The sequence below is a fragment of the Segetibacter aerophilus genome, assembly GCF_007991655.1.
Classification (GTDB): Bacteria; Bacteroidota; Bacteroidia; order Chitinophagales; family Chitinophagaceae; genus Segetibacter; species Segetibacter aerophilus.
Genome location: NZ_BJYT01000014.1, coordinates 37,230 through 62,218, shown reverse-complemented (window position 1 = coordinate 62,218; position 24,989 = coordinate 37,230). Strand labels below are relative to the sequence as shown.

The 24,989-nt window shown below is 40.9% G+C and carries 20 protein-coding genes and 1 tRNA gene; 13 read left to right on the top strand and 8 right to left on the bottom strand.

Annotated elements, in window-relative coordinates; translation table 11 throughout:
- The first annotated feature begins 185 nt into the window (after nucleotides 1-185).
- The gene (locus tag SAE01_RS17275; RefSeq protein WP_147205046.1) at nucleotides 186-1,934 is read left to right on the top strand and encodes a pyruvate dehydrogenase complex dihydrolipoamide acetyltransferase; all 1,749 of its coding nucleotides are present in this window, start codon (nucleotides 186-188) and stop codon (nucleotides 1,932-1,934) included.
- 144 nt (nucleotides 1,935-2,078) lie between these two features.
- On the opposite strand, the gene SAE01_RS17270 is transcribed toward SAE01_RS17275, so the two are convergent.
- Nucleotides 2,079-3,161, bottom strand: coding sequence for a sialidase family protein (locus SAE01_RS17270; protein ID WP_147205045.1), 1,083 nt, complete (start codon nucleotides 3,159-3,161; stop codon nucleotides 2,079-2,081).
- Between the two features lie 290 nt (nucleotides 3,162-3,451).
- Between SAE01_RS17270 and SAE01_RS17265 the strand changes: the two genes are divergently transcribed.
- Both SAE01_RS17265 and SAE01_RS17260 read left to right on the top strand, forming a co-directional pair.
- Nucleotides 3,452-3,640 carry a hypothetical protein gene (locus SAE01_RS17265; protein WP_147205044.1) on the top strand — a complete coding sequence of 63 codons (189 nt, stop codon included), beginning with the start codon at nucleotides 3,452-3,454 and terminating at the stop codon, nucleotides 3,638-3,640.
- A 310-nt stretch (nucleotides 3,641-3,950) separates the two neighbouring features.
- Entirely contained in the window at nucleotides 3,951-4,391 is a 441-nt protein-coding gene (locus SAE01_RS17260; protein WP_147205043.1) for a hypothetical protein, read from the top strand.
- A 94-nt stretch (nucleotides 4,392-4,485) separates the two neighbouring features.
- Here SAE01_RS17260 and SAE01_RS17255 read toward each other — a convergent pair.
- Both SAE01_RS17255 and asnS read right to left on the bottom strand, forming a co-directional pair.
- Nucleotides 4,486-4,558: transfer RNA gene (locus tag SAE01_RS17255), tRNA-Phe, on the bottom strand.
- 126 nt (nucleotides 4,559-4,684) lie between these two features.
- Nucleotides 4,685-6,121, bottom strand: a complete 1,437-nt coding sequence (asnS, locus tag SAE01_RS17250; protein ID WP_147205042.1) for an asparagine--tRNA ligase — start codon at nucleotides 6,119-6,121, stop codon at nucleotides 4,685-4,687.
- 624 nt (nucleotides 6,122-6,745) lie between these two features.
- Here asnS and rho point away from each other — a divergent pair.
- The 5 genes from rho (at nucleotide 6,746) to SAE01_RS17225 (ending at nucleotide 13,096) form a co-directional block, all read left to right on the top strand.
- Complete coding sequence (gene rho / locus SAE01_RS17245; protein ID WP_147205041.1) at nucleotides 6,746-8,440, top strand: transcription termination factor Rho; 1,695 nt, start codon at nucleotides 6,746-6,748, stop codon at nucleotides 8,438-8,440.
- A 460-nt stretch (nucleotides 8,441-8,900) separates the two neighbouring features.
- Nucleotides 8,901-10,274, top strand: coding sequence for a DNA repair protein RadA (gene radA / locus SAE01_RS17240; protein WP_147205040.1), 1,374 nt, complete (start codon nucleotides 8,901-8,903; stop codon nucleotides 10,272-10,274).
- Between the two features lie 78 nt (nucleotides 10,275-10,352).
- On the top strand, nucleotides 10,353-11,048 hold the full coding sequence (locus tag SAE01_RS17235) for a ComF family protein (protein ID WP_147205039.1): 696 nt from the start codon (nucleotides 10,353-10,355) through the stop codon (nucleotides 11,046-11,048).
- Between the two features lie 24 nt (nucleotides 11,049-11,072).
- Entirely contained in the window at nucleotides 11,073-12,470 is a 1,398-nt protein-coding gene (locus SAE01_RS17230; protein WP_246113268.1) for a choice-of-anchor Q domain-containing protein, read from the top strand.
- Nucleotides 12,471-12,535: 65 nt separating this feature from the next.
- Nucleotides 12,536-13,096, top strand: a complete 561-nt coding sequence (locus SAE01_RS17225; RefSeq protein WP_147205038.1) for a glutathione peroxidase — start codon at nucleotides 12,536-12,538, stop codon at nucleotides 13,094-13,096.
- Between the two features lie 28 nt (nucleotides 13,097-13,124).
- On the opposite strand, the gene SAE01_RS17220 is transcribed toward SAE01_RS17225, so the two are convergent.
- The gene (locus SAE01_RS17220) at nucleotides 13,125-13,430 is read right to left on the bottom strand and encodes a hypothetical protein (RefSeq protein ID WP_147205037.1); all 306 of its coding nucleotides are present in this window, start codon (nucleotides 13,428-13,430) and stop codon (nucleotides 13,125-13,127) included.
- On the opposite strand from SAE01_RS17220, the gene SAE01_RS17215 reads away from it, so the two are divergent.
- The gene (locus SAE01_RS17215) at nucleotides 13,411-14,622 is read left to right on the top strand and encodes a DNA polymerase III subunit (protein WP_147205036.1); all 1,212 of its coding nucleotides are present in this window, start codon (nucleotides 13,411-13,413) and stop codon (nucleotides 14,620-14,622) included. The genes SAE01_RS17220 and SAE01_RS17215 overlap by 20 nt on opposite strands.
- A 445-nt stretch (nucleotides 14,623-15,067) precedes the next feature.
- Complete coding sequence (locus SAE01_RS17210; protein ID WP_147205035.1) at nucleotides 15,068-16,606, top strand: PSP1 domain-containing protein; 1,539 nt, start codon at nucleotides 15,068-15,070, stop codon at nucleotides 16,604-16,606.
- Nucleotides 16,607-16,661: 55 nt separating this feature from the next.
- On the opposite strand, the gene SAE01_RS17205 is transcribed toward SAE01_RS17210, so the two are convergent.
- The 3 genes from SAE01_RS17205 to SAE01_RS17195 form a co-directional block, all read right to left on the bottom strand.
- The gene (locus SAE01_RS17205; protein ID WP_147205034.1) at nucleotides 16,662-17,846 is read right to left on the bottom strand and encodes a transporter; all 1,185 of its coding nucleotides are present in this window, start codon (nucleotides 17,844-17,846) and stop codon (nucleotides 16,662-16,664) included.
- A gap of 14 nt (nucleotides 17,847-17,860) precedes the next feature.
- Nucleotides 17,861-18,508: an ATP-binding cassette domain-containing protein gene (locus SAE01_RS17200; protein ID WP_147205033.1), complete on the bottom strand. Its 648-nt coding sequence runs from the start codon at nucleotides 18,506-18,508 to the stop codon at nucleotides 17,861-17,863.
- A 235-nt stretch (nucleotides 18,509-18,743) separates the two neighbouring features.
- Nucleotides 18,744-20,537, bottom strand: coding sequence for a DUF4836 family protein (locus SAE01_RS17195; RefSeq protein WP_147205032.1), 1,794 nt, complete (start codon nucleotides 20,535-20,537; stop codon nucleotides 18,744-18,746).
- 303 nt (nucleotides 20,538-20,840) lie between these two features.
- Between SAE01_RS17195 and SAE01_RS17190 the strand changes: the two genes are divergently transcribed.
- The 3 genes from SAE01_RS17190 (at nucleotide 20,841) to SAE01_RS17180 (ending at nucleotide 23,997) form a co-directional block, all read left to right on the top strand.
- Nucleotides 20,841-21,722 (top strand): sugar phosphate isomerase/epimerase family protein, encoded by an 882-nt coding sequence (locus tag SAE01_RS17190; protein WP_147205031.1) that lies wholly within the window; start codon nucleotides 20,841-20,843, stop codon nucleotides 21,720-21,722.
- 209 nt (nucleotides 21,723-21,931) lie between these two features.
- Nucleotides 21,932-23,446 carry a TolB family protein gene (locus tag SAE01_RS17185; RefSeq protein WP_147205030.1) on the top strand — a complete coding sequence of 505 codons (1,515 nt, stop codon included), beginning with the start codon at nucleotides 21,932-21,934 and terminating at the stop codon, nucleotides 23,444-23,446.
- A 101-nt stretch (nucleotides 23,447-23,547) separates the two neighbouring features.
- Nucleotides 23,548-23,997, top strand: a complete 450-nt coding sequence (locus SAE01_RS17180) for a hypothetical protein (protein ID WP_147205029.1) — start codon at nucleotides 23,548-23,550, stop codon at nucleotides 23,995-23,997.
- Between the two features lie 41 nt (nucleotides 23,998-24,038).
- On the opposite strand, the gene SAE01_RS17175 is transcribed toward SAE01_RS17180, so the two are convergent.
- Nucleotides 24,039-24,926 (bottom strand): alpha/beta hydrolase, encoded by an 888-nt coding sequence (locus SAE01_RS17175; protein ID WP_147205028.1) that lies wholly within the window; start codon nucleotides 24,924-24,926, stop codon nucleotides 24,039-24,041.
- Between the last annotated feature and the right edge of the window lie 63 nt (nucleotides 24,927-24,989).

Genomic DNA, 24,989 nt, shown 5'->3' with positions numbered 1-24,989 from the left:
CTGAGAACAGCGCGTCTAAATAACGCTTCTTAACGCAATCAACTCCCAACTAATTTTATAGGAAATTTTAATCGCCATCTTGCCTTTAATTCAATTTCATGTAATTTCACGGCTCAAAAATTAACGCCTAAACATTTGCGGTTGTAAAGGCATTTGCGTTAAGGCGTTTAGCAAACTAATTAAGTATGGCCGAACCGATATTAATGCCCAGGTTGAGCGATACCATGACAGAAGGCGTAATAGCTGCATGGCATAAAAACGTAGGAGATACAGTTAAGAAAGGCGATTTACTGGCTGAGATCGAAACGGATAAAGCTACAATGGAACTGGAAAGTTACCAGGAGGGGATACTGTTACACAGAGGCGCGCCGGATGGCCAGAAATTACAAGTAAACGATTTATTAGCTATTATTGGCAAGCAGGGAGAAGATGTATCTGCATTAGTTACCCAACACTCAGGCGGTAATGGACAAGCTGCAGCTGAAGCAAAACCAGAAACTCAAGAGGCAAGTCCGGTAGCGCCTGAAGCTCCTACACCAGCACCTCAAGCCCCCACTGCAAATGCACAGCCTATAGATCTTGCCAACATGGAAGAAGTTGTGCTAATGCCGAGGCTTAGTGATACCATGACCGAGGGTGTGATAGCTGCATGGCAAAAAAATATTGGGGACACAGTTAAGAAGGGTGAGGTGTTAGCCGAAATCGAAACAGACAAGGCTACAATGGAACTGGAAAGCTATAAGAACGGAACGTTATTATACCAGGGAGCTAAGCCCGGTGAAAAGATACAGGTGAATGACCTACTCTGTATAATAGGGGATGCCGGAATGAATATCGATGCTATCGTTGCGGCTTCAAAAGGTGGGATTGTAACTCAGGCACCTGCAGCAACAACTGCCCCTGTTGCGCAACAAGAACCGGCTGCGGCTTTGCAAGGTGCGTCTGCTCCTCAGCAATTGGCTGTAGTAAATGAAGGACGCATCATTGCTTCTCCTTTGGCGAAAAAACTTGCGGAAGAAAAAGGCGTTGATCTACGTTACGTGAAGGGTTCTGGCGACAATGGTAGAATTGTGAAACAAGACATCGACGGCTTCACCCCTGCACAAGCACAAGGGGCGTCACAAGTTCAGGCTCCATCTCAGCCGGCAACTTCTCAACAACCAGCAGCCCAACAACAACCGGCTGTAGAACCAACGGCAAAAGCTCAGGAAGCGAAACCACAAACACCAGCTACAGCTTCCGGAATAGGACAAGTAAGTTTTGATGAGGTTCCGGTTTCTCAAATGCGTAAGACGATAGCACGTCGACTTGCAGAAAGTAAATTTTCAGCTCCGCATTTCTATCTCACGATGAGTATAGACATGGACCAGGCTGTTCAAACACGTGCAAAACTTAACGAACTTTCTCCAGTTAAAATCAGCTTCAATGATTTGGTTTTAAAAGCCGCAGCAGTGGCTCTGAAGCAACATCCAAAAATTAATAGTAGCTGGTTGGGAGATAAGATACGTATCAACCATCATGTGAATATTGGTGTAGCGGTAGCTGTAGACGAGGGATTGTTGGTGCCCGTAGTGCGGTTTGCAGACGCAAAAGGTTTGAGCCAGATTTCAACTGAAGTGAAACAATTTGCTCAAAAGGCAAAAGATAAAAAGTTGCAGCCATCGGATTGGGAGGGCAGCACATTTACGATTAGTAATTTAGGGATGTTCGGTATAGATGAATTTACCGCTATAATCAATCCTCCTGATGCTTGTATTTTGGCAATTGGCGGAATTTCGCAAGTGCCCGTAGTTAAGAACGGACAGGTTGTTCCTGGAAATGTAATGAAAGTAACGCTCAGTTGCGACCATCGGGTAGTTGATGGAGCCTCTGGAGCCGCTTTCTTACAAACACTTAAGAGCTTACTAGAAGAACCTTTAAGAATGTTAGTATAAAACGAAATTTTATAGAGTAATAAAAAAGGTGAGACACTGTCTCGCCTTTTTTATTACTAGCACGTCGCTATGTTTTAATCGAATTTTAAATCACCTCTAAAAACATTGAAAGTAACCGTTCTACTTATTCGGTAAAAGAGGGTGTTAATACGGCCATAATCCGTTTTCGATTTTTTTACCTTCCAGTTTTGTGGGATCTATTTTAACGTATTTCACTTTTTGTCTTCTCCACGTATACACTATGTGAACCATTCCATCTGCTGATTGAATGATGGAAGGATAAGAGTACTCACCTATCGGAGAATTTTCAAGTACAACAGTCGCGTACCAGGTTTTGCCATCACTTGAGTAAGATAAATTTAGTGGTGTTCGTGGCCCGCCTGCCTTATTGCCTGGGGCTAAAATATGATTATACACCACAAGATGCCTTCCATCCTTCAGGGTTACAGCATCGATTCCCGAGTTGTTATTTGGTAAAGATGACTTAGTTAAAGGTGACCATGTATCGCCGTTATCGGAAGACCATGCTTCCATTATCGCCCGGTTTTCGCTACGTGCAAGTATTTGTAGTTTTCCGTTTTTGTGAATCAATACACTTGGCTGGATTGCACTAATTGACTTGCCATCATTAATTGGCCCAACCATCTTCCATGATTTTCCAAAGTCATCCGATATTTCAAAGTGCACTTGCCACCCGTTATCTTCTTTGCTTGATGGTGCAATTAATCTTTCGTTACCAACTAGAACAGGTTTGTTTTTAACTGGGCCTATAAATCCTTCGGGCAATGCCTTAGCTTCCGACCAGGTTAACCCATTGTCTTTGGATGCCTTCATCCATCCTTTCCATGTAGACGGGCTTGGTCCAACTTTGTAAAAGAGCAGCAAATCACCACCAGGCACCTGGTATAGCACGGGGTTCCACGTTGGATAACGAAGTGAAGCATTCTGAACACCGTTTGCAACTGAAACAGGAGCTGACCATTTATTGCCATCTCTTCTGCATAAGTAAATTTCTACATCACGATTTTTTTCCCTGGTTCCCCCAAAAAAAGCGCACACCAACCCCTTCGGTGTTTCTACTATCGTAGATGCATGGCATTGTGGGAAAGGTGCAACATCATAAACAAAGTCATCTTCCATTATTCCACTTTTAAAGGGTGGAGTCTGAGCGACAGCGAGATTGAGACTCGCAATGAGGCATACAAAGGCAACGATCAACTTTTTCATGGCATTATTAAGTAGTGTGTGAAATAATCATTTTTCTTTTTGAGGAGAATGGATAAAAGAATTTCAAATGCAAAACGAGCAAACCTTCTTTTTTAAAAATAAGTTTTATTTCAACAATATCATCTTCAAATACTTACTCACACAAGCCGGAAAAGCTTTAAACAAAAAGACAAGTATTTTCGTCCGATGCTGAATTTCAGCTACTTTAATTATTCAAAAAAAGTATCATTTAAACTTGCAATCTTTAGTTGGTCAAATTATCTTTAAGAAAAGCTCTAAAACCTTTCGATATGATAGTATTCTTTACTCTTCTAGTAATGCTCTTATCATCCATCACTCTGGTATTATACTTCAATCATCTCACTGCCCTAAATGAAGAGGAGACAAAAAGAGTTGCTATTCAAAGCAAGTTTAGAATGCCTCTAGAGAATATAAAATTAGACGATGTCGAGAAACAGGTATTAGTGGAGGCCTGCTAAAATGCCTGTAATTATTCCTTCCGTTATTGCTCTAGTCTGTACAAAAAATATAAATAAGGGTGCTTATCAGTCCGAACGTTTTCCTTAATGCAGAAATATCCCTAACTAATATCACACTTACAAATAACTCTAAAAGTGATCTAAATTGATGTGAACTCTCTTGTACTATCTCGTCGTAGCTTTTAAATTTGATGCCTCCTTTTTATTTTAAGACTAGCCTTTCGCTTGCTTCAACTTCTATAATTTTTGTATCTTCAAATGCGGCGGTTGAATTAGCAAAACCCTAACGGAGTCTATAATTGCAGGCTGGATGAAAAAATCAATCCTTTATATTTTACTTCTTTCGATCATCATTTCCTGCGGTGATAGTTCCGAGGATATTGAGGCGGCTACTAATATTTCTAAAACAGCCCATACAGATACTGCTAAAATAAATACCAAAACTGTTGCAAAGCAGTCGAATTCCTCCTTAAGGCCTGTAGATGATTTTAATCATGCAGAAGCAATAGTTATGGCTAAAGAGTTTGTAGCTAGGAGGCTTAATATTTCACCTGCTCCAACTTTTGATAATACTAATTTGGATTGGATAAAACTTAAGCATAACGTCTACAAAATTACGGCTACAGTAGAAGCAGATGATGCGGATTGTGTTAGACACAAGTATAATTGGATGGTAAAGCTTAGATACAAAAATGGCGACTGGACTGATAGGAATAACTGGGCAGTTTTAGATATAAAAATTACAGAATAAAAGTATGCTGAAAATAAATATGGAACGATTGTCAAATTTGGAAAAAAGAAAAAGCCTCAATTATTTTGAGGCTTTTTCTTTTTCTAAACTTGCGTGGTGTGAGCCGGGATCGAACCGGCGACACAAGGATTTTCAGTCCTTTGCTCTACCGACTGAGCTACCGCACCATCCTTTCCTGGCTATTCTCAGGATTAGTTCCTTTCGGGCTGCAAATATAACAGCTTATTTAATTCGTCAAAAATAAAAATTGTCTTTCTTTTAAAAAAGGAAATTCTATCTTTTTTTGTACAAACCTAGAACTCACAATTTTTTGGAGTCCTTGCAAAAGGGATGACATCTCTAATATTGGTCATGCCCGTTACAAATTGTACCATGCGTTCAAACCCTAGTCCAAACCCTGCATGTGGTACTGTTCCAAAACGGCGTGTATCCAGGTAATAACTCATCTCATCAATTGGAACATGCATTTCTCGCATTCTTTGCTCCAACTTTTCCAGTCTTTCTTCTCTTTGTGAACCGCCGACGATTTCTCCAATTCCTGGGGCCAGGATGTCCATTGCGGCAACAGTTTTTCCATCCTCATTTAGACGCATGTAAAATGACTTAATGTCCTTCGGGTATCCTGTTACGATCACAGGTTTTTTAAAATGCTTTTCCACCAAGTAACGCTCGTGTTCGCTCTGCAAATCAATTCCCCACTTCACGTCGTATTTGAACTTCTTCTTTTTATAGAAAGGGCTCTCTAAAAGTATGTCTATAGCATCTGTGTAAGTTATTCTTTCAAATTTGTTGTTGATTACAAATTCTAGTTTTTCAAATAGACCAAGCTCACTTCTTTCGTTTTGTGGTTTTTGCTTCTCTTCCTCAGTAAGTCGTTGATCCAAAAACTCGATGTCTTCCCGGTTATTATCAATTGCGTATTGAATTAAATACCTGATAAACTCTTCAGCCAAATTCATATTATCCTCTATGTCGTAAAAGGCCATTTCCGGCTCTATCATCCAGAACTCTGCGAGATGGCGGGTTGTGTTAGAATTTTCAGCTCTGAAGGTGGGACCGAAAGTGTAGATCTCGCTAAAGGCCATTGCTCCTAGTTCACCCTCAAGCTGGCCACTTACTGTAAGATTTGTGCCTTTACCAAAAAAGTCCTCTTTATAGTTAATACTACCATCCTCATTTCTTGGAGGAGCATCAAATGGGAGTGTAGTTACTTTAAACATTTCTCCTGCACCTTCTGCATCAGAGGCGGTAATAATGGGCGTGTGGAGATAGATGAAACCTTTATCGTTAAAAAATTTATGAGTAGCAAAAGCGAGCGAATGTCTTATGCGAAAAATAGATCCGAACGTATTGGTTCTAAAACGTAAGTGAGCAATTTCACGTAAGAATTCGAGACTGTGCTTTTTTGGTTGAAGAGGAAATTTGTCTGCATCGCAGTCGCCTAAAATTTCTACTGAAGAAGCCTTGACTTCTACTCGTTGTCCTTTGCCCAAAGATGCTACAACCTTACCTGTTACTTTCAAAGAAGCTCCCGTCGTTATTCTTTTTAACGTAGCTTCATCTAACAAACCTAACTCTACTACTACTTGAATATTATTGTTTGTACTACCGTCGTTCAAAGCAATAAACTGGTTGTTGCGGAAGGTTCGTACCCAGCCCATTACAATTACTTCCTGCTCTGTTTCATCAGTAGATAAAAGGTCTCTTACCTTAATTCGATTATTAAACATTCTATTTATTTTATTCGAGCGGCAAAGATAAGGGTTGAGCTTTTCGTTGCAGTAATTGCTAGCGAGGACAGGGGTAGTGCTATTGAAATTTTAAATAGGAGTATAACAATTTGTAAAAAATTACGTTGGTTAATTAGTGTTAATCTGAATGCTCTCAGATTTTATTGAAAAAGGCAGTGGACTAGGTTTACAACCTACTTCCTAACAATATTCAAACTCTATCGCTTTCTTTTCTTTTAAAAAGCAGAACATCATTTTTTCTAGAATTGGCATGAAGTTTTATACTAATTTTTAAAGGGCATTTTTAGAGCACTTGCAGATAAAAGACTAAAACTAAAGATGAAAAATTAAACTACAGATGAACGAACTGTGACGTAATAATGTAAAATCCGGGATCTAAAGTATGGATATTAAAAAAGCAATTTTTTAAATTTCAATATAAGTAAAAACAAGTTAAAGTTTGCGATTTTACAAATTTGTAACGTAAACTTGCATTGAAATTCAGAGCTGACCGGCCTCACTACTCTTAGCTAATCAGTTTTTCGGTTTTCCCAATTTCATTTCATTCAAATATTTTCCTTTGTACGATTGGATGGTTTGAGCTTTTAATTATCAAAACTTTTTATGTACGACATAGCGCAACTGAACGACATGCTTGTTCCTGAGTTGAAGGATATAGCAGAACAACTAAGCATTCCCCATGCTCAAAAAACAGACAAACAAGACCTTATTTATAAAATACTTGACCGGCAGGCTGTAGATGAAAGCACAACAAAAACCATTGCACCTGAAAGAGCTGAAAGAGGAAGACGCAAAAGAATTGTAAAAGCAAATACAACATCAAATGGTAATGGGCAGGATGAAGTAATTACTGCCCCAGAACCGCCTGCACAACCAGAGGAACAACGTCAGGATATACCAGAAGAACCTAAGAAAGAGAGTTTTAAAAATGCCGGTCCAAAAAGAGCAAGGAAGAGCAAACCTACTAAGGAGGAAAACGATAAGCAGCCCGAATTCGACTCTGCAAATACTGATGACAGACCTGTAGAAAAATCTCAAAACGAAGATGTAAATAAAAGCGCTAAGAGCGAGGAAGGTGTGCAGGATGTGCAAGTACCTGAAGGTGCTCCTGTAGTGCAACCACAACATCAGCCAAGACATCAGCAACAAAATCAGAGAAGAGAACAAACCTTTAATATAGAATTTGACGGCGTAATACAAGGCGAAGGTGTGCTTGAAATGATGCCTGATGGTTATGGTTTTTTACGCTCTTCTGATTACAACTATCTGTCATCTCCTGACGACGTATATGTCTCTCCTTCCCAGATAAAATTATTTGGTCTTAAAACAGGAGATACCGTTTTCGGTTCTGTTAGACCACCGAAAGAAGGTGAGAAGTATTTCGCTCTTTTGAAAGTTGAAACAATTAACGGTAAAGGGCCGGAAGAAGTAAGAGATCGCGTTCCTTTTGATTATTTGACCCCTCTTTTTCCTTTTGAAAAACTGAATTTATTCACTACTGCAAATAACTTCAGTACACGCATCATGGACCTTTTTACTCCGATAGGAAAAGGACAACGTGGATTGATAGTTGCCCAACCGAAAGTTGGTAAAACGGTCTTACTGAAAGAGGTAGCCAATGCCATAGCGGCAAATCATCCAGAGTGTTACCTAATGGTTGTTTTGATTGATGAACGCCCTGAGGAAGTTACGGATATGGAGCGAAGCGTGAGAGCAGAAGTAATTGCTTCTACCTTCGACGAACCAGCGGAAAAGCATGTGAAAGTTTCAACTATCGCTTTGCAGAAAGCAAAGCGTCTTGTTGAGTGCGGGCACGACGTAGTTATCTTATTAGACAGCATAACACGTTTAGCGAGGGCGCATAATACCGTGGCTCCATCAAGTGGAAAAGTATTAAGTGGTGGTGTGGAGGCAAATGCTATGCAAAAACCTAAACAGTTTTTTGGAGCAGCCAGGAAAATTGAACATGGTGGATCGCTTACTATTTTGGCTACAGCCCTAATAGAAACAGGCTCTAAAATGGATGAAGTGATTTTTGAAGAATTTAAGGGAACAGGTAATATGGAATTGCAGCTGGATCGTCGTTTAGCTAACAGGCGCATCTTCCCGGCCATTGATCTTGTATCATCTTCTACAAGACGTGATGACTTGTTACTTGATAGAGAAACGCTTCAACGTATGAATATTCTTCGCTTATATATCAATGATATGAACACTGAGGAATCAATGAATGAATTGCTTAGAAGAATGAGAGGTACAAAAGACAATACCGAATTTCTTGCTAGCATGAACGGATAATCGAAGTATTAAGTTTTTAGCAAAAGCCACCTCTGCGGTGGCTTTTTGTATTGAAAGCTTTAGACTTTTTTGACCCTCATTTCCTCTTTTGCTAATATTAGACTTTAAGAAGCCTTGCTTCTATACTTTGTTTTAATTATAAAATCGCTTCCCTTGTTACTTTTGTATAAAGAAAAAGTGACAAAAAGTCGCAAAAATAGAAAAAGAAGACAATGTGGCTCATCGCATCTCCTGGAAATTTAATTTCCCTTTTTTGGAGAAAAAGGGGTATAAAAGTTATTCACAGGGATAAAAATTATTTTTGAAATGTGACCCGTATTTGTAATTTAGTGGCAGAATTTAATGGGTTAGTAAGTAACGGGGTTAGCATTCTTGCTGACCCTTTTTGATTCTACCTCCTAATTATCTGTCTTAATATCTCCCTTTTTCAAAACCCTTTGTTTACAATTATCTTCGATGAATGAGTAAAGTTAAGACGGCCTATTTCTGTAGTAATTGTGGTTATGAAAGCACTAAATGGGTAGGCAAGTGTCCTTCGTGTAACTCATGGAATACCTTTGTAGAAGAGGTTATAACTAAGGGAGTAGAAAAAAATGATAACAGTTGGAAAGACTACAACGCAGATAAACGTACGTCAAAAACAATCTTATTAAACGAAGTAAGTGCTACCGAGGAAGATCGAATTCTAACTACAGACGGCGAGCTAAATCGCGTACTGGGTGGAGGTATCGTTGCTGGAAGTATTGTGTTGGTTGCTGGTGAGCCTGGTATCGGTAAAAGCACGTTGTTTTTACAGGTAGGATTGCATCTTGATGGAGTAAGTACTCTCTATATTAGCGGTGAAGAAAGTGAGCAGCAGATAAAGATGCGTGCTGATAGGTTGAAAGCTTCTAACCAGGATTTTTATTTATTGACTGAAACTGCGACTGACGTGCTTTTCAAGGAGATAAAGAAACTACGGCCACAACTGGTTATCGTAGATTCTATTCAAACACTGCATTCAAATTTTATAGAGTCTTCTCCAGGCAGTGTGTCTCAAATAAGAGAATGTGCAGCCGAGTTTCAAAGGTTCGCGAAAGAAACAAATACGCCGGTGTTCTTAATTGGTCACATTACAAAAGACGGAACCATTGCAGGACCGAAAATACTTGAGCATATGGTTGATACTGTTCTTCAATTCGAAGGAGATCGTCATTATGCATACCGCATCTTGCGTACTATCAAAAATAGGTTTGGTAGTACAGCTGAGTTAGGAATTTACGAAATGACAGGAGAGGGGATGCGAAGCGTTACTAATCCTTCCGAAATTTTGATTACACAAAAGGAAGAACAATTAAGCGGAAGTGCAATCGCTGCAACCTTGGAAGGTATGCGTCCATTATTGATAGAGGTGCAAGCGCTCGTTACCCAAAGCGTATATGGAACCCCTCAAAGAACTGTCAGTGGGTTTGACCTGCGACGATTGCAGCTATTACTAGCCGTGCTTGAAAAAAGGGGCGGCTTTCATTTTGGGGTAAAAGACGTTTTTGTAAATATTGCCGGCGGTTTAAAAGTGGAAGATCCATCTATCGATTTATCTGTTATTTGCGCGTTGCTCAGCAGTTTTGAAGATATTCCTCTACCGCAAAAAATTTGCTTTGCTGGTGAAGTAGGCTTGAATGGAGAAATACGGGCGGTTAACAGGATTGAACAAAGAATAGCCGAAGCAGAGAAACTGGGGTTTGAAAAGATAATTGTATCTAAATACAATAAGAAGGGGTTCGATAAACAAAAAACAGGCATCCAAATAGTACCGGTCGGACAAGTGCAGGAGGTTTACCAATTATTATTCTAATATTGGAATTCTGACAAGACGCTTCATTTCTTAATCCTGTAAAAACAATTGCTTATATTGTTATAACATCTTCACGTCATGTCAACCGTCAGTTCTGCTGTTACGGATTTTATCCACCTCTTCTATCCACATGTTTGTGCCGGATGCAGTTCTGACATCATTACTATAAACCAAGAGCTTTGTTTGCGTTGTGTCTCTCAACTTCCATCTACGAATTTCTTTGAGCAACGGGGTAATCCAGTTGAGAAAAATTTTTACGGCAGACTAAACATAGTCAATGCCGCTTCTGGTTATTTTTTTACGAAATATTCTTTGATAGAAGCTTTAGTGTATGAGTTGAAATACAAAGGAAATAAGGCCGTTGGACTCGAAATGGGCAAAAGGCTTGGAACGCTATTGCTTAGCAGTCCATACGATGAAGTTGACTTGATCGTACCACTTCCACTAAATGCGCGGCGGCTAAAGAAAAGAGGTTACAACCAGGCGACAATTTTGGCGGAAGGGATAGCGACTGTTTGGGATAAGCCTGTAGTGACAGACGCTGTTATAAGAAATGTAAACACAGAAACACAAACTCACAAAGGACGAGTTACGCGCTGGGAGAATATGGACGGAGTGTTTGCAGTGGCAAAACCTTCCCTGCTGCAAGACAAACATATTTTGCTGGTAGACGATGTAGTTACAACAGGTGCATCGCTTGAAGCATGTGGCGCAGAAATATTAAAGGTTCCTGGTACCAAGCTCAGCATAGCAACTTTGGCTTATACCATTTAAAGCTTTTAATTTACTTTTGAAAGGATGAAACACCTGGTCAACGCTGTTGTAATTCTTTCATGTATTTCTATTGTGCTCTCCTGTCGTAAGACTTCTTTTATCAATAGCCCTGACGCATCGGTTAGCTTTTCGTCTGACACCTTACATTTTGATACCGTATTCACTACTACCGGTTCTGTTACTCAATCAGTAAAAATTTTTAACCTGAATGATCAAAAGCTTCGGATATCTAACCTAAGAATATCGGGAGGAAGCACTTCTGCCTTCAAATTGAACGTGGATGGCACACCCGGCGAAAACTTCAATGACATAGAACTACAACCTAATGATAGTATTTACGTTTTCGTTTCAGCAACCATTAATCCAAATAGTGCAAGTCTTCCCTTTATAGTCAGCGATAGTATACTGGTTAATTATAACGGCAATAAGCGTTTTATCCAACTGCAGGCTTTTGGTCAAAATGCTAATTTTTACCGAAATAGGCGAATAACAAAAGACTCTACCTGGAAAAGCGATCTCCCTTTCGTTATTCTTGGTGGCGTAACTATCGACAGCAATGTTACCTTGACTATACAAAAAGGTTGTAAAATTTATTCGCATGCAGACGCGCCCTTTATTGTTAATGGCAGCCTTAAGGTTAACGGTGAAGTTGGTGCAAATGCGAGAGTAACTTTCGATGGAGATCGTTTAGACCCTACTTATCGTGATCTTCCTGCCGGGTGGCCTGGTATCTTTTTCTCCGAGTCAAGTACTAATAATGTGCTTAACTATGCCGTAATAAGAAATGCTTACCAGGGAATAATTTCAATACTTGGTATTAGCACGGTTCCTAAAATAATTTTGAACCAATGTATTATAGATAATGTGTACGATGCTGGCATCGTGAGTGTAGCAAGCAGTATTAAAGCAACCAATTGTTTAATCAGCAACTGCGGAAATAATATATCGATAGCAGGAGGCGGCCTTTATTCTTTCACTCACTGTACAGTCGCCACTTATAGTAACCTTTTTATTGCGCATAAAAACCCCGTGCTCTATGTTAGCAATGGTTATCAAAACCAGCTCGGGCCGATACTTGATGCCCGATTTACTAATTGTATTTTTTACGGTGAAGGAGGAATTGTTGAAAATGAGGTTGTAATTGACAAAAAGGGTACACCATCAGCAAGCGAGTTTAAAGTTGTATTTGAAAATGTGATCTATAACAACAAGGTCACGGACGCTGACTCGTATTTCGTAAAGGGTATTAAGAACGCACCGCCGCTATTTGACAGCATTGATGTTGGCAGAAGGACGTTCAACTTTCACCTTCGCCAAAACTCACCAGCAGTTAATGCCGGCATAACATCAACAGGAGTATTAACTGACCTCGACGGAAAACTAAGAGATTCTAAACCAGATATCGGGTGCTTTGAATATTAACTAAAGCCTTTCACCTAATTAAACTTTATTGCACATTATTTGTTCTAACCTCATAAATCTCTACAATGAAAAATTTTCTTCTGGTTGTTGTCTTATTAGTAGTATGTGTTGCTGCCATCCCAAAAGCAAAGAAATTAAAGCCCAAAGCTTATCCAAAAACCATACATGCGTTTAAGGTTCCTTCTATTGAAGGTGGTACTATTGATTTCAAAAAATACAAGGGCAAAAAAATTCTTGTTGTTAACACTGCCAGCAAATGCGGTTATACTCCACAGTATGAAGGTCTCGAGAAACTGTACAAGGAGCATAAAGACAAATTAGTGGTTGTAGGATTTCCTGCCAATAATTTTGGTGGTCAGGAACCTGGATCAGATGAAGAAATTCAGCAATTTTGTAAGGCTAGGTTTGGTGTTACCTTTCCTTTAGCTAGCAAGGTCGAGGTTGTTGGTGACAATACACATCCTTTGTTTAAATGGTTAACTTCTAAAGAAGAAAACGGTGTATTAGATGCAAAAGTGAAATGGAACTTCACAAAATTCCTTTTAGACGAAAACGGAAAACTGCTTGCAACGTTTGAAAGTAAAGTCACCCCAGAATCGGAAGAAATTTTAAAGTATTTAAAATAAATAGTAAAAGCCTCGAAAGAGGCTTTTTTTATGCTTTCAACCTTTTTCTGCCCGTTTTTGCTTTGTTTGAAAAGGTACAGGTAGTGGTTGTTGCTATCAGTAGTTCCCTGAGAAACAGTGGTTGCGACGCTCCGTTTATCTTTATAACAATGTGCAACCGCACTTCAAATCGCCAAAGGCTTTTATGCATTGCACCTATTGTCAGATTTCCCCTTTTTTTAAATACTACCTGGAATTCTTCAAACCATGGTATTTGCTCCGGCTGTTGAAATTTTCCAATTAATAATAAGTCTGCAACTGATAACTTCGCCGCTATGCTTTTTAAGGACGTCATCGGACAAGAGAATGTGAAGCGCCACCTTGCAGAAATGGTTCATACAAATCGGCTGAGCCATGCGTTGTTATTTTTAGGAAAGCAAGGAAGCGGAGCGTTACCACTAGCACTGGCTTTTGCGCAATACGTTGTTTGCGAAAAAGTAAACGGCAAAGCAGGTGCAGCTCAACCAGGACCTTCATTATTTGGTTTTGATGAACCTATCGAGAAAACGAAAGTTTTGTTATTCGACGCCTGCGGTGAGTGTTCCGCCTGCAACAAAGCAAGGCAAATGGTTCACCCTGATATTCATTTCTCCTACCCGGTCATCTCGAAAAAAGGTGGCGACAAACCTAAATCGACAGACTTTATAACAGAATGGAGGGAGTTTGCGAGGCAAAGCCCATATGGAAATGCGTACGAGTGGCTACAATTTATAGGTGCCGAAAATAAACAGGGAAACATTACTGCAGAAGAGTGCAACGACATTATTCGACAACTGAGCCTTAAAAGCTTTGAAAGCGAATACAAAATTTTGCTGATGTGGTTGCCAGAGTACCTGGGCAAAGAGGGTAATAAGCTTTTAAAACTCATTGAGGAGCCGCCCGCAAATACACTTTTTATACTCGTTGCAGAAAGTGAAGAGCAAATTTTGCAAACCATTTTGTCAAGAACGCAGTTGGTGAAAGTTCCGCTTTTGGAAGATTTTGAAGTGGAACAAGCGCTGATGGAAAGAAACCAGGTTTCGCAGGACCAGGCCAGATTGTTGGCAGGCATCGCGCAGGGAAATTACCACGAAGCCCTGCAGCTTTTGCAACATTCTGAGGAAGACTGGCTCAGCTTACTGAGAGAATGGATGAACGCGACCCTAAAGGAAAACCCCGTCGCGCAGGTAAAATGGGTTGATGAGGTTTCAAAACTGGGACGCGAAAAGCAAAAACAATTTTTGCGGTATTATAACCACCTGCTTGAACAATGTGTCCGCTTAAGAATTTTAGGTCCGGCAAATCTTTCACTGTCAGAGAATGAAAAGGACTTCGCTCAACGGTTAAACAAAATCACCAGTGTAAGCCAGCAGCAGGCCATTATAACGGAATTGGATAATGCTTCGTATTTCATTGAAAGAAACGCGAACGGCAAAATGCTTTTCCATGCCCTCACTATAAAGATGTTGCATATTATACGAGACAAAGTGTTGGTAAGCGCGGCATAACCCACGGCTACTATTAAACGTCCATAAACCTGGGCGGCAACTGTATACGTTAAGAATAACCTTGATTATCAATACTGTTGTAACCTTTATGACTTTTTATTCTTTTTAATTCATTATTTTTGAATCGGAGATGCCATATAGAATAATTAAAAATTATGTGTGGCGGAAGTTGAGAGAATATGTGAGCGGGCATTTGCGATGAAGGAAATGGGTTAATTTTTAAATTTTTCGGTTTTATAAAGTGTTTTTTCGTCCAGGGTTTTTCTTTCTGCCTAGATAGAATATCGAAAGGAGACCAGTTTTGCGCATAGCGTAAAAGCGGACATAACCTACTTCAGTACAAGTGTGCGACGCAACAATAGCTGCATAGATGTTTTATGCTGGCTACAACATTCTCTCTCTTTAATCTCATTATTATTTATTAATCTTTTTACGTATTAGAGATATGGGATGTGATAGTTGTGGAACGGCAAAAGGTGGAAAGCCGGGCGGTTGTAAAAGCAACGGCGGGTGCAGCACAGGTGGCTGTAATAGGATGAATGTACATGATTGGTTAATGAACCTGCCTTTTAGTGACCCGGAAAGTACCTGCAAAATTGTTGAAATCAGTTTTAACCAGGGTAGCCGAAAAGAGTTTTATAGAAATGCAACTTTGCAATATTTTGAGAAAGGTGAGATGGTAACTGTGGAAGGTGTAAGTGGGTTCGATGTGGGAGAAGTAAGCCTGAGTGGTGAACTGGTGAGAATACAAATGAAGAAAAAGGGTGTCGATGAGTTTAGCCCCGAAATAAAAAAGATCCTACGTAGAAGTACAGAAACGGACCTAGCGAAGTGGGAAGACAACAAAGCCCGCGAGAAGGAAGCCTTGGTTCGTAGCCGGGCAATGGCAAGGACGCTTAACCTTGATATGAAAGTCGCTGAAGTTGAAATACAAGCTGACGGTAAAAAAGCCACTTTCTACTACACTGCAGACGACAGGGTTGACTTTAGAGAATTGATTCGTTTGTATGCAGGAGAGTTCAAAGTAAAAGTTGAAATGCGCCAAATTGGTGCCCGCCAGGAAGCTGGAAAGGTGGGGGGTATCTCCAGCTGCGGCCGCGAATTGTGTTGTTCTACCTGGCTAACGGATTTCAAGAGTGTAAATACTACAGCCGCCCGGTATCAAAATTTATCCATTAATCAAACCAAACTCAGTGGCCAGTGTGGCCGGCTGAAGTGCTGTTTGAATTATGAGTTGGACACTTATCTCGACGCTTTGCAGCATTTTCCGGATAATGCGGATGTAATACATATAACCCGGGCGCCCGCATACCTGGTAAAAAAGGACATTTTCAAGAATTTGATGTGGTACACTTTGCCGGATAGTAATAAGCATTATCCGTTGACAATAACCAGGGTGAAAGAAATTCAGAAAATGAATGCGCAGGGATTGAAACCCGATGAACTTGAGCCGGTTGAAATTGTGAGTTCGAAGCCTAAGGAAGTAGAACCTGAGTTTGTTGATGTGGTTGGCCAGATAAGTCTTCGTAGCCTGGAAAGAAATAGTCGCCGCAGAAAGGATAAAGAACAAGGCCGTGACGGGAGAGGAAATGACAGGCAAGGACCTGGAAGATCTAATGAAGGTCAGCAACAAGGGAACGGGCCACAGAACCAACAGCGACCCCCACAACACAACGCCCAAAGAAATCAACCTTCTCAACAAGGAGGACCACAAAGACCGGGACAAAACCCGAACCAGCAAAGAAATGCAGGCAAACCTGCGGGAGGGCCTCCTCAAGAGAAACCCCAACAACAGCAAAGAGGTCCGAACCAGCAGCCAGGACAGCAGCAAAACCGGCCACCGCAACAGCAGAGGCCGCAAAGACCGCCGCAGCAAAAACAAGGGGAGCAACAACAGCAACAGAGACAAGCTCAACCACCAAGACCACAACAACAGAGGCCGCCTCAAAAAGGACCAACGCCACCTCCACAACCTGATAAATAAAAGAGAAAGCCCGGCACTTGCCGGGCTTTCTCTTTTATTTATTCTTCAAGCAATTCTACTTTTCGGTTTCTTTTATGTATTTCTTAATCGTAGAATAATTTACCAGCCATAAAACAATCAGTATAACGGCTGCGGTTACAACCGTGTACCAGGACACCCAGGAGCTGACGTTCATATTTTGTTTTGCCAAAAAAGCTTGTAAAACATATTGAAGGATTGTTATTACCGCCAGGCAAACTAGTGTAATGATGACGTTAGCTGGTAGAAATTGCTTCATAAGAAAACGCTGCAATTGTTTCGGCGAAGCGCCAATGGTTACTAATAAATTTATTTCGTTCTTAGTTGAGGCAATGGTCAGTTGAATAAACAACGAAAACACCAGCAACGCGAACAATAGCATGGCCGCTCCTGTAAGCCACGAAGCATTTACGACCGTATTTACAATTCTTCGATATTGGCTAAACCTTGTTTTATCGGCATCAGTAACCAGCTCATTATCTTTTAAAAATTTTGCTAGTTCCGGGTTTCCCGGGTCGCTGGTCCTTATAACTACTCTCGAAGGTCGGGCATCCCCCTGTGTTCCAAATTGTTTGTTAGCCATCGCTAGAAAGTTCTGAGGAACTAACACGGATGAAATGCGATCACTAAAGCCGACCACTTTTCCAGTAAATCTTATGGGTTGACCTTGATAGGTAACGTTCAAAACAATAGGAAGGGCCATCACCATGCTTTGGGTCAATTGCATGAGGTTTTGGGATGGAGCGAAACCGAAATTGTATAGATCGAGAAATTGGTTGGGGATGATAAGAGGTATTGTAGTTGAACCGGGTTCCCACTTCCAGTCATCGCTTTTTACGTCGATGAATTCATCGGGCACACTTTCAAAAAACATATCTGTATAAAAAGGAAACCGGTCGCTTGGGCTTTGAGCAGAAACCTTAAAGCGGCTTGCTGTAAGTAAGCCTACTTTTTCAATAAAAGGTTGCCTTTTTAGCTTTTCAACTTCTTCTGTGCTTAATACATTTTCACGTTTATTGCCGTTAATTACTTTGGCAACTACTAAAAAGTTAGCAATGCTGTCCTGGTTACTTTTTCCATACAACAGCTCGTTGTAGTTTACCTGTATTTGTACGGCCGATAAAATGAGTAGCATTGCAATCGTCAGCCCTATCCCTGCCATGATAAACCGGCTCCTTCCAACACCGGTTCGTATAATTTTCTTTAGTAGTTGATCTAGCATTTCCAGTCTCTAAGTTATAAGCTGTACACGTGTGTATAAGGAAAAAGTGAGTCTTCATCAAGGTCGGTAAGTACAAAACCTGCTTTTCTTTTTTTGCACTCTGTTGCTATAAGGTCTGCTGCTTTGTGTGTGTTTGCATTATCTAAATGACTAAAAGGCTCATCCATTATTAGCCATTCAAATGGTTGAACCAGGGCCCGAATTATAGCTATTCGTTGTTGCTCACCATAGCTGCATACGCCTGCTCTCTGTTCTAAAATATGACTGATACCTAACAACCCTGCCATGTCATCAATGGTTGCTGCTTCATAAAACGGTTTTTGCAAAACCCTGTTTAGCTCTATGTTTTCCCGTGCAGTCAGGTTTTCAAATAGCCTCAGGTCCTGGAATATTACACTTACATTTTGCTGCCTCAGCTTTGCAAGATCATCCCCTGTAATGCTTTTTAAATCCCGGTTATCCCACTTTACCGAGCCTTCATAATCGTGTCGCACCTTGTACAAAATGTTCATCAGCGTCGTCTTGCCCGTTCCGCTTGGAGCAACTATCTTAATCCAATCCCCTGCACGAAAAGCAATGCCTGTGTTCCAGATATTAGATGGTCGCTGGCTAAACTTTTCTTTTAATGGTATTGGAACTAGTTGCTGTAATTGTATCTCCATTTATGTGTGCAGGGTTTAACTATTAAAATCATGAACGAATGTAGCATGAAGCTTTGTTGCTATGAAAAGATGCCGTACAAGAGAGTGACACAACCGGAGCTGCACGATTATTAACTGCTGGTACTTTGAAGCTTTTAAGCAAGTATTTAGAGTTTTATTAAAAGTAGCAACACAAACGCAAGAAAAAAGGTTGCTTTGTTATTAGCAACCTTTTTACAATAATTATAAGATTAGTTTACTTTCTTTTCGGAGCTCGCGCATCTGATGGCGCCAATTCTGTAGCCGTGTCTATACGAACATCAGCTCCGTTTATTTCACGGCCGGTGCCTGGAGCAACAGTATCTATTTGAACATCGTTATTGTCTACCATTCCCGGCGTTGTTTTTACGTATTTACTTGCCGTTTCAAAAAAGCTCAATAAAGACGTAAGGCTGTTTTCCTTTTCATTTTTGAACCTGAGCTCGCCATACCCTTCTATATACTTGCCATTGAAATTATCGGTATACATTTCAAGGTCTTTAAAAGTCTCACGAGCTTTGGGAAGTACATTATTTCCCTGCGCATTTGGCGAAGTGTTTATTCCATTTAAAATACTTTCGATGTTTATATAAGCGACACCCGACTTACTCTTAAAGTCACTCATCACGTTTGCATTTATATTCGCTTTCTTCGACTTTGCCTTGTATTGATTTAATACATTTTCGTCAGAAGCTATAAAAAGGTTTTTATCGTCTACTATCAATTGAAAGCCCGTCTGTTGCATGTTAGGTGTAAGCCTGTATTGATTATTGGTCTTTACCAGCATCTGCATTTCCACCAATTTGTCCATCAACCTATTCATCTGCACTTTATCGCCGACGGGTATATTCACAATCATTTTTAGGTTAGGCAATTGTCCACCTCTCATTCCCGCATTTGGGTCTGAAGCAGGCTTCGCGGCCAGGTCTGAAACCACTACAGCAAAATCGCCCTTGATGGCTCGCAGTGCTTCCTTTAAAGTATAATTGCTACCCATCATTTTTGTAAGGTATGAATCTACCATTCCACCTACTTCAAGGTATTTAACCAGTTCGTTAATGAAGTCGGGATTGAACGAAAAGAGGGCAAAGGCATTCACGTTGTCTGAAGGATAATTTTCTACCAGCGTAAGGTCAGCAGTTGGACCGGAATATTTTTTAAGAATGTCTTTGAGGGCAGAACTATAGTATGACCTAGAAGTCATCGTTATTTTACCATCTTCGAAATTTACTTTCGCTGCGGTAAAGCTGCTCGAAAAGAGCTCCCTTACTTTAGGCAATGGAATAGGAAAATTCTCTACCGAAGAGCTCGAGTTTACCCACATGCTTGCGTCAGATTTTTCCTGCATCAAATCTCTAAACTCAGGAATGGAAGCAACAGATTGATCTTCTTTGAGGTTGAAAGCGCTGGCAAGTTCAAGCTTCATATCGTTTGTTGCATTGGGAGAAGATCCGAGGTTGTATGAACCTGTCGTGCTATCGTATTGCATATTGCCGGGCGAGAACGATTTCTGGTAAGACATCATGATGACCACGTCGGTACCCCACGCTACCATGTTGTCACCATGTATTGTTGCATAACTATACTCTTTCTCCTTCCGTACCTCGCTTGTTGGATCTTTCTTTTTTATATAAGCTTCGAGTTTGCCTGCATCTTTCAGGCCGCCAACAACCGACGTAACAATAGTGCCGGGACTTGACCCCATTCCGCCACCTTTGTTTACTACAGCTACGTAAAAATTTTCATCCAGGTCAACGCCTGAGTTTTTAATATCCTCCCACTCCTGCTTGCCTTTATTAATTGCGGTGTCGCTACCGCTTATCGATCTTATAATATTTTCAATGGTCGCCTGGTTCTTCATCAGCTTGGTCTGCAAAGACTTTGTGTTGATGGTGGCAACAAAGACAGCGTTTTTAGGAATATACTTTGTTTGTTTCGGGACAGATTTTTTACAAGAAGTAATAAGCGCAGCTGAAAGTAGTAACAGCAGGCACAAGCGAATAGGTTTCATAAGCGGGGAGGTAGTTTTAGTGTGACGAAGATAATCGGTTGAAAAGGATTTAGGAAGTTTTGAGAATTATTAATGATAGGCGGAAAATGTGTCAAAAAGCTTTATTCTAATTAGGCCTTAATCTCGCTAGTTCTAGCGCAACAATTGCTGCAAGACGCGTTATGGACATTTGACAACTTACGAATGCAGTCGATCAAACTTTGATCAAAACAAATAGGTCGGTTCAACATTTCTTAATGCCGGTAATTGGCTACATTTATTAAGAAATTCTCTCTTTATATAATCATCTTAATAACGATCAGCATGTCATCCAGACGTTCATTCATTAAAGCCGGCTCTCTTCTTACAGCAGGAGCTTTTGTAAAGTATCCTTTCTTCGACAAAAAAACTAATTATATAGGGTTGCAGCTATACACTGTTCGAGATGCAATGCAGAAAGATCCCAAGGGCACGCTTGCTAAAGTTGCTTCGATTGGCTATAACTCTCTGGAAGGAGCAACGTACACAGGAACTCAAAATTTCTATGGGATGCAACCGGCGGAGTTTGCAAAAGTATTGAAGCAAAACGGGCTGATTATGCCCAGCAGTCACTATCGTCTCGGCGAAGAAAAAGTGAATGGACAAATTCAAAAAGGTACGATGATGTCTGAGTGGGACAAAGCCGTAGACGATGCTTCGAAAGTTGGTATCAAATACATGGTTTGTGCTTACCTGTCTGAAGCAGAGCGTGGAGGAATAGATCATTATAAAGTAGTAGCAGACGCGCTGAACAAGGCTGGAGAACGTTGCAAAAAATCGGGCATACAGCTTTGCTACCATAACCACGATTTCGAATTTATGCAGCAAGGCTCAACCCTTCCGTATGACATTCTTTTGAATACGGATAAAAACCTGGTTAAGATGGAAATGGATTTGTATTGGGTGAGCAAGGCAGGCAAAGATCCTGTTGAGCTGATCAACCAACATCCTGGCAGGTTCCCTTTGTTCCATGTAAAAGACATGGATAAAACGCCGGCTAAAGCTTTTACTGAAGTAGGCAACGGCTCGATTGATTTTAAGCGGATTTTTAAACAAGCGAATAAAGCAGGAATGAAATACTTTTTTGTTGAACAGGATATGACCCCCGGAAATCCTTTCGACAGCATAACAAAGAGTATTACTTACATCAAAAGAAATCTTGTGTAGCTGTATCTTTTTTCGATCTGTACCGCATCATCTATTCCTCGGTAATATGAGAAATTGGTGGTGCGGTTCAATCTGCAACTATAGGTACAAGTGAGTGACACAACAATGTCGATTGTTGGTTTGCCGCCGATTTCCCAAAGATTATTCTAATCCAAAAAAAGCTTCTTAAAACATTCGAAGCTCTACCCTCTTATATAAGATCTTTAAGTATGAAACTTAGTTCGTTTAAAACTGCTTTTTTATCGATCGGATTGTTGCTTTCCTGCATCGCTGTTTCTGCACAACAAACAATAGGAATTTTTGAAGGCCAGGCAGATATTGGAGCAAAGGTAACTCCGGGATCAGGGCTTTATATTCCTCAGAGCGATCAGTATGTTATTTCGGGTTCCGGCTATAATATCTGGTTTGACCACGATGAGTTTCACTATGTATACAAAAAAATGAAGGGAGATTTTTTGCTGTACACCCGGGCAGAGCTTGTAGGTTTCCAGGGAGTAGACCCGCACAGAAAAGTAGGATGGATGGTACGCAAAAGTCTTGACGGAAAGTCTGCACAAATAAATGCAGTTACTCATGGTGATGGACTTACGTCACTACAATACCGGCCGAAAGATGGCGTAAATACTGAAGAAAAAAAGTCTGCGCTTACCCATGCAAATATTATCCAACTCGAACGAAAAGGCAAGACTTACACAATGCGGGTAGCAAAATTTGGTGAACCTTTTGTAACCGAAGAAGTTGCTGACCTGGACCTTGGGGATGAAGTGTACGTCGGTCTGTTCGTGGGTTCGCACAATGCTGATGTGGTTGAAACGGGCGTTTTTAAAGATGTGCAAGTATCAGTACCAGCGCGTGAAGGTTTGGTTCCTTATCGCGAGTACCTGGGGAGTAGCCTTGAAATTTTAAACGTTGCATCAGGCGACAGGGAAACCATTTATACTTCGCCCAAATCTCTTCAGGCTCCAAACTGGACGCCTGATAATAAAAGCCTTATTTATAACAGCGAAGGGCTGATGTATAACTTCAATTTGGCCACACGGCAACCATCTGTAATACCTACAGGAGATGTGAAAAATAATAACAATGATCACGTACTTTCTTTTGACGGAAAGATGCTCCTATTAAGTAGCGGTGTGGCAGCTTTGGGTGGTTCTATTGTGTATACAGTTCCGGTTACAGGCGGTGCACCAAAACAGATAACACCAAAGGGTCCATCGTACGGCCATGGCTGGTCGCCCGATGCACAAAGTATTGTCTTCACCGGTCAGCGAAATAATGAGTTCGATATTTACAAAGTGCCATCGAAAGGTGGAGCGGAAGTGCAACTAACTACAGCCAAAGGATTAGATGACGGGCCGGAATATACGCCTGACGGAAAATACATCTATTTTAATTCAAACCGTACCGGCACGATGCAAATTTGGCGTATGAATGCCGACGGCAGCAACCAGGAAGCTGTAACGACCGGGGAGTTTCATGACTGGTTTCCACATATTTCGCCGGACGGTAAATGGATTGCCTTTATATCTTTCCTGAAAGATGAAGTTCGTGCCGACGATCATCCTTTTTACAAACATGTTTACATTCGGCTGATGCCTATTACAGGAGGTAAGCCAAAAGTTATTGCTTATGTGTATGGCGGACAAGGAACGATGAATACGCCTAACTGGTCTCCCGACAGCAAGCGGCTGGCTTTTATTAGTAACACTACAATGAGTAAGTAGAACAGGGCGTGAATTACTCCGTTGTAATATTCATGTAGAAAGAGTGAATATCGGGCGACGGAATACTAATTGCAAAAAATCAAACAGAAAAAATTATTGCTATGAAGGGCAAAGAATTGGAAAGCGCGGTTAGAAGAATCATAGATGAAGCGGAGAAACTAATTCCATTTTATATGGAAAATGAAGAAGACAGAAGGATAGCAAATGGAAACGTGTCAGTCTGTATTATAGACGACGAGGGAGTAATCTATGGACGAATGTTTGGCACCAATAAAATCAGGGCGAGAGAGTCTTACGGAGTTGCCTGGACCAAAGCAAGCCAGGTTCACATCACACGGTTAAAAACAGGAGAGTTTGAAAAGCTCGCTTTCAATAATGAAATTGACGAAGAAAAATTTGGTATCGAAAGACCGGACTGGATAGGGTGGGAAGGCGGCCAGCTAATTACCCTAAAAGACGGAACTGAACTCGCCGTTGGCTTTAGCGGTTTCAGAGGAGTAATCGACCTTGAAATTGTTGTTAGAGCATTGGCGGCAGTAGAGATTTCGTAACTGTTCAACTCGCAAGCTTAGAAGCTTTTTTAGACTGATTCTTACTCCGGCTTATATTTCCCCGGATGAAGAATATTGTTGTCTTCCAGCCAGTCGGCCACTCTTTGAGACCACGTTTTCAATGAGTTTAATTTTGAACGTTGGCCCATATTAAACCCGTGACTGCCTTGCGCATACAAGTGTGCTTCAACAGGCACTTTTGCTTTGCGATATCTGTCAATCAATTTCACCACTGGTTCAGCACAACAAGGATCGTTGTTGGCAGCAAGCAAAAAAGTTGGGGGAGCATCGTTGCCTACAGAGTCTGGAATACCTAGCGGACCGGGATAAATAAGCATTTGAAAGTTTGGTTTACCGTTTAACCTGTCTATAGGATCTGCTGCTTTTAAATCACCGCTTCCTGAAGCATAGGCCACAGCGGCTACGGTTTCACCTCCTGCAGAAAACCCAAGCATTCCTACCCGTGCAGTGTCAATATTCCAATCTTTTGCATGACTTCTTACCAACCGCAGTGCGCGATGCGCATCCTGCTCTAAATGCTTATCCAACGAATATGGAGAATTCTCTTCTCGGGCAAGACGATACTTAAGCACAATAGCCGTCACGCCGATACTGTTTAAAAACAAAGCAGGTTCTACACCCTCTGCATTGTACACCAGCAACCGGTGACCTCCGCCAGGACAGACTACAACAGCTGCGCCGGTCGCCTTTTCTTTCGGCGCGAGATAGACAGCAATCGAAGGGTTATGAATATTCTTAACCCAATACTCTTTAGCTTCTTCCGGCTCGTTTTTCCTGCTTTCAAAACCGGGCGCCCCGTTTTGCCACAGAGGAAGTACAAGAGGTTTTGTTTGACTTCTTCCGGTAAAGGGTAAAAGAAACGTGGCTAGTAAAGCAGCCAGGGGAAACTGGGTATATGATTTAGACATACTGTGGTTTTAGAAATTGAAAAAGGTGAGCCATAGCTCACCTTTTTATCCTGTCATAAAAAC

Excerpts from the sequence above, each read along its gene's own strand:
- SAE01_RS17275 (WP_147205046.1), top strand. The coding sequence starts at position 186 with ATGGCCGAACCGATATTAATGCCCAGGTTGAGCGATACCATGACAGAA.
- SAE01_RS17270 (WP_147205045.1), bottom strand. The coding sequence starts at position 3,161 with ATGAAAAAGTTGATCGTTGCCTTTGTATGCCTCATTGCGAGTCTCAAT.
- SAE01_RS17265 (WP_147205044.1), top strand. The coding sequence starts at position 3,452 with ATGATAGTATTCTTTACTCTTCTAGTAATGCTCTTATCATCCATCACT.
- SAE01_RS17260 (WP_147205043.1), top strand. The coding sequence starts at position 3,951 with ATGAAAAAATCAATCCTTTATATTTTACTTCTTTCGATCATCATTTCC.
- asnS (WP_147205042.1), bottom strand. The coding sequence starts at position 6,121 with ATGTTTAATAATCGAATTAAGGTAAGAGACCTTTTATCTACTGATGAA.
- rho (WP_147205041.1), top strand. The coding sequence starts at position 6,746 with ATGTACGACATAGCGCAACTGAACGACATGCTTGTTCCTGAGTTGAAG.
- radA (WP_147205040.1), top strand. The coding sequence starts at position 8,901 with ATGAGTAAAGTTAAGACGGCCTATTTCTGTAGTAATTGTGGTTATGAA.
- SAE01_RS17235 (WP_147205039.1), top strand. The coding sequence starts at position 10,353 with ATGTCAACCGTCAGTTCTGCTGTTACGGATTTTATCCACCTCTTCTAT.
- SAE01_RS17230 (WP_246113268.1), top strand. The coding sequence starts at position 11,073 with ATGAAACACCTGGTCAACGCTGTTGTAATTCTTTCATGTATTTCTATT.
- SAE01_RS17225 (WP_147205038.1), top strand. The coding sequence starts at position 12,536 with ATGAAAAATTTTCTTCTGGTTGTTGTCTTATTAGTAGTATGTGTTGCT.
- SAE01_RS17215 (WP_147205036.1), top strand. The coding sequence starts at position 13,411 with ATGCTTTTTAAGGACGTCATCGGACAAGAGAATGTGAAGCGCCACCTT.
- SAE01_RS17220 (WP_147205037.1), bottom strand. The coding sequence starts at position 13,430 with ATGACGTCCTTAAAAAGCATAGCGGCGAAGTTATCAGTTGCAGACTTA.
- SAE01_RS17210 (WP_147205035.1), top strand. The coding sequence starts at position 15,068 with ATGGGATGTGATAGTTGTGGAACGGCAAAAGGTGGAAAGCCGGGCGGT.
- SAE01_RS17205 (WP_147205034.1), bottom strand. The coding sequence starts at position 17,846 with ATGCTAGATCAACTACTAAAGAAAATTATACGAACCGGTGTTGGAAGG.
- SAE01_RS17200 (WP_147205033.1), bottom strand. The coding sequence starts at position 18,508 with ATGGAGATACAATTACAGCAACTAGTTCCAATACCATTAAAAGAAAAG.
- SAE01_RS17195 (WP_147205032.1), bottom strand. The coding sequence starts at position 20,537 with ATGAAACCTATTCGCTTGTGCCTGCTGTTACTACTTTCAGCTGCGCTT.
- SAE01_RS17190 (WP_147205031.1), top strand. The coding sequence starts at position 20,841 with ATGTCATCCAGACGTTCATTCATTAAAGCCGGCTCTCTTCTTACAGCA.
- SAE01_RS17185 (WP_147205030.1), top strand. The coding sequence starts at position 21,932 with ATGAAACTTAGTTCGTTTAAAACTGCTTTTTTATCGATCGGATTGTTG.
- SAE01_RS17180 (WP_147205029.1), top strand. The coding sequence starts at position 23,548 with ATGAAGGGCAAAGAATTGGAAAGCGCGGTTAGAAGAATCATAGATGAA.
- SAE01_RS17175 (WP_147205028.1), bottom strand. The coding sequence starts at position 24,926 with ATGTCTAAATCATATACCCAGTTTCCCCTGGCTGCTTTACTAGCCACG.